Source organism: Reticulibacter mediterranei (assembly GCF_016587455.1).
Genome location: NZ_BNJK01000004.1, coordinates 243,493 through 257,418, shown reverse-complemented (window position 1 = coordinate 257,418; position 13,926 = coordinate 243,493). Strand labels below are relative to the sequence as shown.

At 54.3% G+C, this 13,926-nt stretch carries 12 protein-coding genes; 7 read left to right on the top strand and 5 right to left on the bottom strand.

Annotated elements, in window-relative coordinates; all coding sequences use genetic code 11:
• The first annotated feature begins 254 nt into the window (after positions 1–254).
• The 6 genes from K3T83_RS55775 (at position 255) to K3T83_RS55750 (ending at position 4,457) form a co-directional block, all read left to right on the top strand.
• Positions 255–1,055, top strand: coding sequence for a hypothetical protein (locus K3T83_RS55775; RefSeq protein ID WP_220211760.1), 801 nt, complete (start codon positions 255–257; stop codon positions 1,053–1,055).
• A 927-nt stretch (positions 1,056–1,982) separates the two neighbouring features.
• A complete protein-coding gene (locus tag K3T83_RS55770) occupies positions 1,983–2,207 on the top strand; it encodes a DUF4158 domain-containing protein (protein WP_220211759.1) in 225 nt (74 codons plus the stop codon).
• Positions 2,208–2,215: 8 nt separating this feature from the next.
• Entirely contained in the window at positions 2,216–2,356 is a 141-nt protein-coding gene (locus K3T83_RS55765) for a hypothetical protein (protein ID WP_220211758.1), read from the top strand.
• Positions 2,341–2,847 carry a hypothetical protein gene (locus K3T83_RS55760; protein ID WP_220211757.1) on the top strand — a complete coding sequence of 169 codons (507 nt, stop codon included), beginning with the start codon at positions 2,341–2,343 and terminating at the stop codon, positions 2,845–2,847. Before K3T83_RS55765 ends, K3T83_RS55760 begins: the two co-directional genes overlap by 16 nt.
• Before the next feature lie 385 nt (positions 2,848–3,232).
• Positions 3,233–3,610 (top strand): Tn3 family transposase, encoded by a 378-nt coding sequence (locus K3T83_RS55755; protein WP_220211756.1) that lies wholly within the window; start codon positions 3,233–3,235, stop codon positions 3,608–3,610.
• Positions 3,582–4,457, top strand: coding sequence for a Tn3 family transposase (locus K3T83_RS55750; protein ID WP_220211755.1), 876 nt, complete (start codon positions 3,582–3,584; stop codon positions 4,455–4,457). The genes K3T83_RS55755 and K3T83_RS55750 overlap by 29 nt, the downstream gene beginning before the upstream one ends.
• 427 nt (positions 4,458–4,884) lie before the next feature.
• Here the strand turns inward: K3T83_RS55750 and K3T83_RS55745 are convergent, their stop codons facing one another.
• The 5 genes from K3T83_RS55745 to K3T83_RS55725 form a co-directional block, all read right to left on the bottom strand.
• Entirely contained in the window at positions 4,885–5,682 is a 798-nt protein-coding gene (locus K3T83_RS55745) for a DUF899 family protein (RefSeq protein ID WP_220211754.1), read from the bottom strand.
• A 213-nt stretch (positions 5,683–5,895) separates the two neighbouring features.
• Positions 5,896–6,825, bottom strand: coding sequence for a YobF C-terminal domain-containing protein (locus tag K3T83_RS55740; protein ID WP_220211753.1), 930 nt, complete (start codon positions 6,823–6,825; stop codon positions 5,896–5,898).
• 71 nt (positions 6,826–6,896) lie between these two features.
• A complete protein-coding gene (locus K3T83_RS55735; RefSeq protein ID WP_220211752.1) occupies positions 6,897–7,658 on the bottom strand; it encodes a GyrI-like domain-containing protein in 762 nt (253 codons plus the stop codon).
• A gap of 136 nt (positions 7,659–7,794) precedes the next feature.
• Complete coding sequence (locus K3T83_RS55730; protein WP_220211751.1) at positions 7,795–10,986, bottom strand: DUF6788 family protein; 3,192 nt, start codon at positions 10,984–10,986, stop codon at positions 7,795–7,797.
• A gap of 1,122 nt (positions 10,987–12,108) precedes the next feature.
• Positions 12,109–12,966: an IS3 family transposase gene (locus tag K3T83_RS55725; protein WP_220211750.1), complete on the bottom strand. Its 858-nt coding sequence runs from the start codon at positions 12,964–12,966 to the stop codon at positions 12,109–12,111.
• Between the two features lie 59 nt (positions 12,967–13,025).
• On the opposite strand from K3T83_RS55725, the gene K3T83_RS55720 reads away from it, so the two are divergent.
• Complete coding sequence (locus tag K3T83_RS55720; RefSeq protein ID WP_220211749.1) at positions 13,026–13,910, top strand: transposase; 885 nt, start codon at positions 13,026–13,028, stop codon at positions 13,908–13,910.
• Positions 13,911–13,926 lie beyond the last annotated feature (16 nt).

The following is a 13,926-nucleotide window of genomic DNA, read 5'->3' as shown; positions in this document are numbered from 1 at the left end:
GACATACGCTTCTCTGGAGAGAACCGTCTTCAGAGAAGGATTAGACGCGCGATGAAGGATGTAAAGCCAGTCCTGGCACTGCCGATCAGACAATAGAGCGTTTGAGTTTTCTCCCATTTCAACGCCATCCCCTGGTTCGGTTGAGTAACGGCTCAACCATTCCAATCGACCAATCTTTTCTACTCGATAAGCTGTCCATGGGGGCTTATTGGCTCTTACATGAACATTTTCGTACGACTGATGCAAAGAAGGGTGTGCAAACGTTCACTCACTACATTGGCGATCTGTTTCAGGATTACATGACTGATCTCCTCGCTCGCATCTATGCCGATACACCATCTGAGCGCTTCTTTGACGAAGAAGCCATTCTTCAATCGTCTCCCCAAATGCTGCAAGCCAGCAAGAAAGGAAAGACGCCACGATGCTGCGATGGAATACTGGTGAGCAGAAATAATCTGATCCTTTTTGAGATGACTGTCACCTCTCTTCCCATCCAGACATTAATAGAAGCAGACCCAACAACGTTTCGCAACGACGTAAGACGGAAGTTTCAGCATAAAATCGAGCAACTAGCTCACACATTCGATGGATTGGCACAACAGATGATCAAACTTCCAGGGCTGAAGAGAGAAACAATTACACACATTTATCCAGTTCTCGTCTTATTACAACCTTTCCCGCAGCACAGCATTTCTTGGGAACATCTAGGCACATTTGGAAAAAAACCTGGGAAATATGTCTTTGGCGATGCTGGGTCAGAGGTCTATGTCCATGTGCCTCAAATACTTACGGCAGAAGAACTCGAGATTCTGGAGCCGCTTATTCACAGTGGTTCTTTCTCTCTCCCTACCTTGCTTGCGCAGAAGACCAGATCTGATATCACGGCTTCAATGAGCATGATGCATTACCTGTTTCTCTGGAATCATATAACAGAGCAATCGAACCAGCATATGTTGGAACTTTACGAAGTTGCCGTTCATCGTCTGCGCGAAATCCTCACACACGCGATTACCTTTGCCGAGAATTCAGAGCCGTCAATTGGCTTCGATCTCTAGAGTGCGAGGTTCGACTTCGGCAAAGCTGCTAAAAAGGCTCTTCCTACCGTATCGCCTCTCGTCATGCTCACCCAGGAGCAGCGTTCCCTTCGTGCGTGTTCGTCGTGCAGTTCCTTGAAACATCACCTTCTTCCGTCAAGTGGTAAATGCCCGACGAAGTGGGTCTGGCTCACTTTTGGTGATCCAGGTCTTACCGATATGTGTGATATGAGTTCCTGTGTCTGCGCTCCATATGAGCACTCTCTCGGCGCTCTGACCGAGATTTAAGCGTGCCAATCTTGCGACCGAAAAGGTAGCGACGATTGTGTGTCACGCGACCAAAAAGATAGACCAACGCTGCGAAGAGCAGAATAATGAGACCGCAGAATACCAATGCTGCAAGTAACCCGCTTGTCATACCTTGCTCTTTCCGATGTAGAGATCTTCATCTCTGCTTGCAAGACCAGAAAAAGACTCTCTTCCTCTCAATCCTGCACCTCTCAAGAAGTATACCCGGACAACGCAGATATTGAAAGGGCCACTCCTTGGACACTTCTACATACCAATAGATCCAAAGGGGGAAAAGTCCTCAAAGATGTTCTGGCACACCTGTGTGGGGAACATCTCATCAGCACGAGCTTTTGAAAACTTCATCCGCTCCCAAACGCTTTGCTCATCTGCCTTGCGAACTCTGCAACACCCTGATCACCAAAAGTGAGCCAGACCCACTTCGTCGGGCATTTACCATCAAGTCATGCTCATCACAGGCAACACGTAGCGTGTCGGGAAGCTTCCCCTCATTGGGGTCCCGACATAATTTCCCCGATAGATTCCGCCAAGGACAAGAGAACGGTAAAAAAGTCCTGAAGGATTCCGCTAAGCTTGTCAGGGGCATGAGGGTATAGTAAGAAAGATGCATTCTTACTGATAGATTTGGAGTGCGTCCCCATGACCCATAAAAAAGTCCTGACCTATCTGACTGATGAGCAGCGTCAGATCATGATGAAGATCCCGACAGACCTTGATGATCGGGATCTCGCTCGTTATTACACTCTCACCCCAGAAGAGTTAGAGCTGGTCAATCTCCGTAGGCGGCCAGCCAATCGCTTTGGTTTCGCCATTCAATTGGCCCTTCTGCATTTTCGCGGCAGAGGCATTCTTGCAAAGCTGTGAAGAGGGTAATGACATCAAAGAGGCTTGTGCTAGCGCGGGTGCCAGCTATCGTCCTTCAACAGACCGTCACCTCTGCCAAAGCGCTGCTACGACCAGAAGACTTTGACTCGCCTTTATCTGATCGAGACTCGCTATGTGCCGATACGTAAGAGCCTGTTCACGTTGTATCAAGCGCTTGATTTTCAGCCAGGACCCTCCGGGACACCTGCGATCCAGGCTCTGGATCACGCCGCTCGGCAGGCAGAAATCTCGGAAACGGGTAACGGGAGTAGAGCAGCGGATAGGAAAGCAGACAGTGACGACCCCGCTCTCACATCTCACAGACAAGTGGAAGAAGCATGTCGTTCTTGGAGACAAGATCGCGCCCAATCAGTATGAAGCTGCGGCCTTTGAATCGCTCAATGCTCGGCTCCACTCTGGAGATGTGGCGGTTGGCGGATCGCGGCGGCACCAGCCTTTTGAAGATTACCTCTTGCCGAAACAGGAATTTGCGCAGCTCATCGAGAAAAAGCAGACGAGATTGGCGGTAAAAGGGACCGCTGAACACTATCTGGAGCAAAAACAACAGGAAATTGTTGAGAAGCTCTCACTCCTGCGCAAGTCGATTGGTGTGGTGGATGGCGCGTCTTCGCCTGGATGAGCATGGCAAGCTTCAACTCCCATCTTTAGAAAAAGCAGTCCCAGAGCAGGCAGAGTATCACAGTCGCCGTTTGTCAACGTTCCTGCCACGTATTCCCAGGGCTTTCCAATTCTCCCATCTAGCGGGAGTGCAGAGGGCGGCAGCCCTCTGCCGGGGTGCGGGGTGTCCCCGCAAAAACCTTTTTTCTTCTCTTTTGCGCGCCGTCGCAGGCGGCGCGCGAAGGAGGGAAGGAAACTGGGGACACCCCAGACCCCGGCAGGGAGACCCTGCACCCCTTTGAGCGGAGAACTGGAAAGCCCTGCACGTATTCCCCTTGCGGATCTCTTGCTTGAAGTAGATAACTGGACCGGCTTTTTGCGCCACCTGACCCAGTCTCCGCACTGGCATGGCAACCACAGGTTCTCAGCGATTAATTCTAGTCGCCGGGCTGATGGGGATGGGAATGAATTATGGCCTCTCCAAAATGGCGGATTCCTGTCCCTACAGTTATCGTCAACTCTCCTGGTCGGTTGACTGGCATATCCGCGAGGAGACCCTGCTAACAGCCCTGGCAACCCTGGATAATTTTGTGCTGAATCTCCCATTTGCCCGGATGTGGGGCGACGGAACTAGCTCATCTTCTGATGGGATGCGCATTGAAACGGTGGTCAAGACCCCTAATGCTGTCCGAAATGCTCGTCATTTCGGCTTTGGAAAAGGCGTAACCTTCTACTCTCATACCGCCGATAGTCTTCATGCCCTTTGGAAAGCAGCAGGTCATTAGTACGAACGAGAGCGAAGCCTTACATGTGATCGATGCCCTCTGCCATCATGAAAGTGATCTGCATATCCGCGAACATTATACTGATACTGGAGGTAGTACCGATCACGTCTTTGCTTTAACGACCTTGATGGGTTTCAAGTTTGCGCCCCGTATCAGCTCCTCACTCGACAGAAATCTCTACACCTATCAACCTGTTTCTGATCAAGGTCCCCTCAACGAACTGATTGCCTCTCCAGTACGGGCCAAATATATCATCGAGCACTGGGAAGAGATGCAACGTGTCGCCTCATCTATTCGTCATGGGTCCGTTTCGGCGTCGCTACTCATGCGCCGATTACGTGCCTACAGCCGACAAAATCGACTGGCAAGTGCGCTGACCGAGTTAGGAAATTTGGAGCGAACTTCTTTCCTCCTCGACTATTTTCAGGACGAAGCCTTTCGTCGCCGTATCCTCATCGGTCTGAACAAAGGGGAAGCACTTCATGCATTGGCCCGACAGCTCTTCTCAGGCAAACATGGGGAACTGTGGGATCGAGTATTTGAAGACCAGATGCACCGTGCAAGCTGTCTCCATCTGATTATGGCAGCTATCGCCACCTGGAATGCAGTCTACTTATCCCAAGCAGTTGAAGAACTGAAAAAGCGGGGTGAAGTCGTCCCTGAAGAGTATCTTCCTCATATCACACCGCTGGGATGGGAACATATCAATCTCATCGGCCAATACAGTTTTAGCCATCAATCGGCTCGTTCCCTCAACAACCTTCGACCATTGCGACTTCCAGAACAGGAACATCAAGAGACACAGGAGAAAGCTGAAGAAGATCGTAGCGCCCTCTCTCATTCCTAAAAGAGTTGCTTCTCGATTTGTTACGACGCTCAGCTGCTGTATTGGGGTAATTGAACTGCTGAGTGTCAAAATCGTTTTTGCAGCTTCGCTTCTCTTTCTTTTCCCTTACCTTTCTCTCATCTCTCCATTCTAGTACTCTTGTAGAGGAATTTATCTACTCACACGTGATATACTGAGATATGATTTCTCTTTACCAAAAGAGCAGAGAGTACCGATGATGATGGACGGAGAATGCGATGAAAAGGTAAGCGGAGAAGTCGCAAAATCGTTGGAAAAGTGAGACCCAGGAGGGGCAACGAGCAGGTGCATCGCCGAGGTGATGCACCTGCTCGTTGCTTTCCCGCGAGGACGTTCTGCCCCTCCACTCTCTGAGAAGCCCTGCCAGTCGTGTCGGCCCAGTGTCACGCAAGCGGAACCAGAGGAAAGGTCACGGTTGGTTTTGGCTGCTATGTGGGGTGGTAGCCCCGGTGCCGAGGTCGTCAGAGCGTCCGGCCGCAAGCCGGGACCATTGGGCTGTGGGACGTCCGTTCTTGCGGAAGGGGTGTTGACCAGTATTTCCCCCCCACCGTTGCGGCCAGCCAGCGGGTGCATCTTCCCAGGTCTCCTGCCGTCCATACACAGTCATGTCCAATAGGCCGTAGCTGGGGCTCATTACCTCCACTCCTCGACCGTCGTTAAAATAGGTCTCGAACACACGATCGCCATGCCGCAGGTAGCACACCAGCATGCCGAACCCACGGCCAGCAAGCAGAGTTTCGGCGGAGTCTTGCGCTGAGTACCACGGGACGTCCCACCCCATAAAGTCGCGGTAACGTATACTCTCTTTGTACGGGCCCTCGCAGAACGTAGCATAGGTGACGTCGCGGGAATGCAGGTAGGAGAGCTCGCGAACCTGGCCATTGAAGAAGGTGCAGCCCTCGCACTGGTCGCTGGTGGGCTGACCGGTATGCCACATGTGAAAGTAGGCAATCAGAAGCGATCGCGCCTCAAAGACCTCCAGGAGCGTAATCGGTCCATGCGGGCCGACAAGCTGGATGGTAGGGTCCACCTCCACCATTGGCAGCCGCCGGCGAGCCGCCGCGATTGCATCCCCCTGGCGAGTGTGCGCCTTTTCCCGAACCAGCAGCTTCTCCAGTTCCGCCTGCCAGGTGGCCCGGTTGACCACCGTAGGCAGCGCGGAGGTGTCGAGGCTTTTGGTGGAATTGGGCTGATCAGATGTGTTCATAGGTGTTTCCTTCTTTCCTTCTCACTCTGGGATTCGGGATGATTCATCGGAAGCAGAGATCTTCTTGCAATTTGCAAGTACATCTATTCTACTGGCCTGGCAGTGTGATCCTGACGAAAAGATACGACGTCGTATAACTGCAAAAATGGCTACAGATCATGTTCCTCTGTACGTGTGGCAGACAAAAGCACATACAGAATGGTCAGCAAAGTGTTACCAGGAGGCAGACACAGCGATGAAGCGCTCCTCTATGTCGGCAACCTGATCAATCAAAGCGGCAACCTCCGACCAGGAGTGCAGCACGCCAGGATATTGCGCCTGACCCAGCAGGCGTGCCTGTCGTTCGAGCAGTGCTGCCACCTCCGGCTGGTTCCCTTCTATCAGAAAGGCCCGTGCATCCAGGTTGCGCCGAACAGCAAGTGGGCAGGCAAAGTAGAGCAGATGTCCCGCGAGATGCTCAGGAACCTCCGCACGCAAGGTTTCTGCCAGCATGCGCAACGCTCGCACGCTGCCGTAGACCACTGGTCCGCCGGGATCTCGTTGTACGTTTTCCCGGATATATGGTAGCGTCCGCGCGATCATAGCCTTCCGACTGACCGCCTCCACCGGGCGAAAATCTGAGCGCATGGTATATGTTTCGTCAATATAGGGAATGCGCTCGGCACGCCAGGCTTGCAGGAGCGCATCGCATGGGAGGGTGGCATAAGGAATGCCTTTGGGATCGTGGATCAGGACATGGTCCTGCAAAACTTCCAGCACGACCACAAAGTGATCGACTCCCCCAAGAAAGGAAGCATTGGGGTGGTATGTCAGGTAGCCCAGATCCAGAGGGCCGAGCAGCACCGGACCCTGCTGACTGGCCGTACGCAGGCGCGAGAGCGCTTCCTGTTCATCCCCTCCCCGTTCCAATTGACAGGTCCAGCCTAGCGTTTCTATCGCGCGTGTCAACCCCTGATCTGGGTCGAATCCATCGAACAACGCGATCCTGGCGCTCGTGAGATAGGTGTTGCCAAAGGGCATCGTGGTAAGGCATTCTAAAAAGCCTGGCGAGGGCACCTGATCGGGGGGTGCCCCACTCCCAAGCAAACTCATGTACAGACTGTTGGCATAGCAATACTCGCCGCTTCCAACGTAGGGGATCATAGGGATTCGCTCCTCTCTCTGCGCTTTTCGGTCTCAGGCGTCTTGCAACACGTTCATCTTGACCTCTCGTGTCAAGATTGATCTGCCAACCGAATCGCGACCTCTGTTTTCCATTTTTCTGGATCTGGCTCGTTCGCCGGGCCTGTGATGTAGGACTCCAAACGCGCGCCGAAGGCCTCGCCCTGTTCGGTTTGCTTACTATCCCACACGATGCCATGCTCTATTCCCCAGTCTATCAGCGCCCCGTTGGCTTTCATGAGCGCTTTCCCTTTGTAGGGTCCGATGGAGGCGAGCGAAGCATAGCGACCGGCTGGCAGCAGGCCAGCACGAATGCGCTCGGTGCCTGACAGAGGACTCGCAACAGGCCAGCCCAGTTCAATATCGAGCAGTGATGCCATATCAATGACGAGATAGCGGATGAAAGGCGCGTCAGTCGGGGCGACGCCCTGCTTTTCCAACCAGACACGCACTTCGTTGAAGTGCCGGGTGACGAGACCTTTGCCCAATTGTCGCAGCGTCACCTGAGTACGAATCGCGACGTAGAGCTGCTCGCTACGATGCTCTATCTTCGGTTCGGTAATCATATGGTCTTCCTCGCCTTCTTCTGTAACGTGAAAAGAGGTACTGTCCCGTGTCTGCTCGCCCGTCTCAAGTGAGAGCAGCACAAGACCCAGACGGATCATCTGTAAGAGCACGCCATGCAACGCTGCCTGATCTGGGAGAAATCCCGCGAGCAAGGTCGTTCCATCCTTCTGATGCTCGATGCGTAATCCATCAAAGCGGCCTTGCCAGGAAGGTGCAAGGTGCCCTTGCACGCGAATGCGGTAATGCATCTGTCCGCTCCTCTGTTTGCAGTGCTCCGATCTAAGGAAAGTATAGAAGAGATCTGCCCTCGAACACAGCCCCTAAAAGTGTACCAAAGGGAGCAGATATGTTCGCAGAAAGGCTCTCTGTTGGGAGGAAACAGGTCTAGAGCAGCGAGCGGGCACGCGCCTGGGCAATCGCCTGCGTGCGGCTGCTCGCTCCCAGTTTGCCGAGCAGGCGGCTGACATGTTTTTTTGCGGTGTCCAGGGAAATCACCAGGGTTTGGGCAATCTCCTGATTGGAGGCGCCTTTGGCCAGCAGGTACAGGACTTCCTGCTCCCGGCGGGTAAGAGAGACCACAAGCGCGGGCTCACGAGAAGCCATCTTCGAGGCAAAGGCCGGCGAAGGAGTGGTTGCCAGGACCTCGTATGGACTTGCGCCCTGTTCCTTCTGCCCGAAGGCAGCCAGCAGCTTTGAGGCATAGGCGGCTGTGGACCGGGTCAGGTCATGCTGCCTGCCATGAGAAGCGAGGAACGCCAGGAGCATCTGCCTCATCGGTTCACCCTGATCGAGATACACGCGAAGGTAGCCATCTCTCTCGGTCAGCGCCAGCAAGCGAGTGGTGATGATCAGAGCCTGCTCTCTTTTTCCTGCCTGATGCAGGGCCACGACCTGCACTGCAAGCATCTGGATCGTCATATAGATATCCCCTGGCCGATCAAGAAGCTCTCGGAAGTGATCCAGCAGGTCGAGTGCCCGGGGAAACTGATGCAGCGCAAGATGCACGCGCACCAGCATCAACACGGCCCATTTCTCGTTGGGGTTCCATGCTTGTGGAGAGAACACCACCTGCTGGGCCCAGGCACGTGCCGCCTCCAGATCTCCGGCAGCCAGCCAATATTGCACGCGGGCCACCTCCACCGAGAGGGGGCTGAGGGCAAAGCGCTCTTGTAGTGCCAATGCTTCCGCCTGGTACATCTCCTGAGCCGCAGCAGCCAGATTACCTCGTGCCAGGCTGATCCACGTCATATAGAGATGGCCCGATATCAGCAAATCGACCTGCTGCCAGTCGGCTGCGATGCGCAGTACCTGCTGGAGGGAGCCAGCCGCCTCTTCCAGGCGATTCCAGGCGTAGTAGGCATGAAACAGGAAGAGATGCAGATAGCCTGCCCATGCAGTATGCCCACCGATATGTTTCATCAGGGCAAGACCGGCCAGGCATTCTCGCTCGACCTGCCGCATCTGCCCGGCTCTCAGATACGCATTCGCCAGCCACTCCATCACTCTGATGCTCACCAGCCGATCTCCCGTATGTTCTGCCTGCTGCTTGAACTGCAAGAGCCTCGGGATCAGCAGGGCCCCCTCACGCTCAAACGACTCGGTCAGCCAGAAGGAGAGAGAGAGCACAATCATGTTCCAACTCATGTCCTCATCCTGAGCGAGTCCCTCTAGTTCCCTGGCAAGCTGTGCGAGACGCACCTTGTCGCTCTGCCTGAGAATGGCCCTCGTCTCGATCAAGGCGCGCAACAAGCGCAGACGCCGCCCGATCACGATGCATTCATCTGCATGCTGAACGGACTCGCTCTCAGATGTGCACGCCTTGCTCTCTTGATGCATAAACTGCTCTTGCAGACGCGCAAGCGTGTGTTCCACCTGCGCCTGTGCGCTGGCATAGGCCATCTCGGTCGTCTCATGCAAGGATTCCAGCACGCGGAGCACAGCTTGGAGGGCGAGATGGGCGTGCTGCCACAAGACGGCATCGGGCAGAGCTTCCATCCAGGTCAGTATGGTCTGCGCCTCACCGCTCACCCAGAGGTGCCGTGCGCCGTCCTCCATCAGACGTGCGGCATAGGAAAAATCTGGCGCTTGCAGGGCATGGGCAATGGCCTCTCGTATCTCCCCTTTTTCAGCATAGTAGCGAGCCGCGCGCAGATGCAACTGAGAAAGCAGCTCTGGGTCTTTGGCTGAAAGGAGAGCCAGGAGCGCCTCGCGGAAGAGATCGTGCAAGCGATACCACTGCCGCTGCTCGTCCAGAGGCTGGAGAAAGAGGTTTGCCCGCTCCAATTCTTGCAGAATCTGCTGGCACGTCTGCGGATCTGGCACCTGGGTCACTGCCTGGCAGAGGGGCGCTGAGAGCCGGGTGAGCACCGCCGTCTGGAGCAAGAAGTCCTGGAGCGCGTCAGGCTGCTGAGAGAGGATGTCCTGCTGCACATAGTCCAGCAAATAACGATGGCTGCCGGTAAAGGTCGTAATCCAGGCCAAACGATCTTCCCTGTGGCGCAGAAGTAGGGCCGCCAGGTGCAATCCCGCTACCCAGCCCTCTGTGCGCCTTTCCAGAGCCGTTACCTCGTTTTCCGAGAGCGAGAGTCCCACCGCCTGCTGCAAAAGGAGGCCGACCTCATCTAGACGAAAGCGTAAATCGGTGGCGCGGATCTCGGCCAACTGTCCCCGTAGACGCCAGCGTGCCAGGGGAAGATCCGGGTCAACGCGACTGGAGAGCAGAAGATGGACGTGGGGAGGCAAATGCTCGACCCAGAAGGTCAACGTTTCATCAATGTCCTGATGGTCGATCACATGATAATCATCCAGGAGCATCACGAGAGGAGTGGCGTGCTCCGTCACAAGAGCCAGCTCATTAAGGAGCACGGTCAGGATCGCGGAAAAGGGAGGAGGCACAGGCTCGTGCAACAGGGCAAGAGCCACCGCCCCAATGCCTGGTCGACATCTGCGTAGCGCTGCAATCACGGCAGCCCAGAAGCGAAAAGGATCATTGTCCAGCGAATCCAGAGAGAGCCAGGCGACTTGCTCTTGATGCAAGCGGACCCACATGGAAAGCAGCGTCGTCTTGCCCCACCCGGCAGAAGCGGCCAGCAGTGTGAAAGGGGTTGAGAGTGTGTGCTCCAGGTCAGCAAGCAAGCGATCTCGCACGACCAGCAATTTTGGGAGGCGTGGCGGAGCCAGCTTGGTTAAAAGCAGCCTCATAGAGAGTTCGGCTGGTGGCTGCGTGCGAGAAGTGGGTAACGAGGGGAGGGTTGACTCGCGTGCGAGAGCGTGTGCAACCTCCTCTAGCCGGGCGAACGAAACTCTTGTGGTCGGTCCAAGATAGCGCTTGCGCGTGCGGCCCTTTATGGTACGGTAGGCATACCAATAGGACCCTCCACGTGGCCGAACCTCGTGGTAGACGTTGAGGCGACCGCACGCGCCCTGGAAAGCGAAGGAGACGACCTCACTGAGCCATGCTTGCCAGGTCGCTTCCTCTGCTCGTTGAAAACACTGCTTAAGATGGCCCTGCGTATACAGCTCATAGAGATGATGCTCACGAGACCAAATAAGCGTGTGAAGAGAAGTTTTCGGCATACGACCTCTCGTGTTACGACCTTGTTCCCAACGGGGCTTCTATTCCTCCCAACAGAGAGGATGATACCAAAGAGAAGACTAACAGGCAAGGAGTGCTCGTCAAGGAGTCAGGGCTTTCCAATTCTCCCATCTAGCAGGAGTGCAGAGGGCGGCAGCCCTTTGCCAGGGTGCGGGGTGTCCCCGCAAAAACCTTTTTTCTTCTCTTTTGCGCGCCGCCTGCGGCGGCGCGCGAAGGAGGGAAGGAAACTGGGGACACCCCAGACCCCGGCAGGGAGACCCCTGCCCCCCTTTGAGCGGAGAACTGAAAAGCCCTGGTCAAGGAGTACTTCCATTCTTCTGGTTGTCGATTGTTCTGATCTGGACTGTTGGGAGGCGCGTTTTCCTCTCTCTCCCCTGTGGCTCATGGATGTACTTGGTATGCGGCACCTCCGACCAACTACCAGATCTCACAGCATAATCATCATAGCAGAGAGGACGGACACAAAACTTCTCCTCGCTTGCGCATATCTTGCGGAAAAACCAGGTGACTTCGCGCCAATGCTAGTTATATAGTTCGTCGATCTTTTCGTCAGGATCGCGCTGACAGGCCAGCATGCTCTATGGACAGTGGGGGTGAAGAAGATTCTCAAAACCGTCCGTTTTCTGCGGCATCTGGTTCTGTTTTTAGCAGTGCGGCGCGTCATTTGTGTGAGCACGAGGTCCCCTCGCAACGAATCTCAAAACTCATCTCAAAATCAGAATCTCAAAAGGGTAGGTTGTTGACGGAAAACCTGAGACAAACGGAGGAAATTATGAAGATCGAGTATGTGCGTGTTTCCAAGCAAGAGGAAAATGAGGCTCTCTAGAGATGCACAGAGATCTTCCCTTTTCTTCTTCTTCTCATTACAGAGCATGCTGGGCTAGGCATAGAGGTGTATGATGCCTTTCTCTAAGTTGATACCTTCCCACGAGGGAAATGTGTTGATCTGGGTTCTGAAGAATAAGCATCTGAACCATCATTTCTCAAGGAGAGGAGAACCGTTCGTGTCTTTGAGATGAGACAGCAGTTCATGGATCTCCTCATGTGGCTCCTGCCCTAGCTCTGGGATTCCCGGACTTTTTCGGAGAGGAGTAAGTTGGAAATTAGCTCATCATTTGTTCGTAGGCCATCGGACTCATAGAATTGAGGGTGGAATGCCTGCGAACGCGATTGTAAAAACACTCGATATACTCAAAAATGGTTTGCCTTGCCTCAGCACGGGTAGCGAAGGCAGAACGTTCAACACATTCCCCTTTGAGGGTGCTAAAAAAGCTCTCCATCACGGCATTGTCGTAGCAGTCACCGGTTCGACTCATACTCACCACCATCCCAAGATGTGCGAGCCGGTTGAGATAGCCTGTCGCTGTGTAGGGGCTACCTTGATCGGAATGCAGTAACATCTCAGCAGCAGGAGAGCGCCGCAGCAAGGCCATCTCCAGAGCCAACCGAACGAGCTGTTCATCGTTATTCTGGCTCATCGCCCAACCGACCACCAGGCGAGAAAAGAGATCGAGAATCACCGCTACATAGAGCCAGCCTTCAGCCGTCCAGACGGAGGTGGTGGAACTTCCCCATTTCTGATTCGGCTGCTCAGCTCCAAACTCCCTGCCAAGCAGGTTGGGAGCGAGCTGGCTTCCCTTGCGCCTTGTGGTGCCTACCGGCTTGTTGCGCTGGCGTTTGGCTCCCAACTCCATCTCGCGCATGAGGCGGGCTACGCGCTCTTTTGAGCAGCGAACGCCCTGATCACGCAGCTCCATGTGGACGCGAGGACTTCCATAGACGCCCCGGTTGGCATAAAAGATGCGATGGATCAGCTTGGCAAGCTCGCCATCTTCCCGCTCGTGTGCGCTCGGTTCCCGCTTGTGCCAGTCGTAATAGCCACTGACTGAAACCCCAAGTATCCGGCACATCGTGCTTATTGGATAGAACTGCGCCTGCTCTGCAATGAAGGGATAACTCAACTCTGGATGCGCGAAAAGATTACGAATTAACTGCTGAGAATACCCAACGCAAGAACAAGTTGACAGCTATCTGTAATGAGTTGTTTCCTGAATTTACTCGCCTCTTGCGCAATCCCAATCTGCCTACAGCACTGGCTCTGCGCTCCCACTTTCCAACTCCCGCTGATCTGGCTGCTGCTCCCTGGGGCGAATTGCGAGAAGCAAGAGGTCGCACCTGTAGTGTCTCCGATGCCAAACTCAGGGAGTTGCAGCAATTAGCAGCACAGACCATTGGCTCGAAAGATCCAACACGCGTGCGGGCACTAGTGATCGAACAGCAGCAACTCATCAGCGAACTGAATCTCATTGGCCAGCATCTGGCTCAGCTTGAGGGAGAAATGCTTCAGGTGGTAGAACACTCTCGGGAGGGCAAAATCCTCACATCCATTCCAGGTGTTGGTCCACTGGCGGCTGCAACTCTCATCGCGCTTATCGGCAATATTGCCAATTTTGAGCGTGCCTCTCAGCTCAAATCCTATACAGGCTGGGTTCCCAAAGTGGCACAATCGGGGTCCACCCTGGATTGGACTCGTCTCTCGCCACGTGGGGTGAGGCAGATAAAGCAAACGATGTATCTCATTGTCTGGAGAGCCATTCAATGGGATGAAGGATGGAAAGAACTGTATGAACGACTGATCGCACGCAAATGCCGTACAGATGAACGCACGCGACGACTGATCGGACGGGAGAAAGTGATTGGACGATTGGCTGGGCAAATGGTCTGTGTGATGTATACATTGCTGAAAAAGGATCAGGAACTGCTCTCGCAGTTAGCTCCAGGAGAGAAGCCGCCAGAGCCTGGACTCTATGATCCAGTCATTCATCGGCAGCATCGTTCGGGGCAGTATCAGCCTTCTCGCTCGAAAGAGAAGCTCCCTACACTCATTCAGCTTCCATCGCCTTAGCTCATCAATGGAGAAA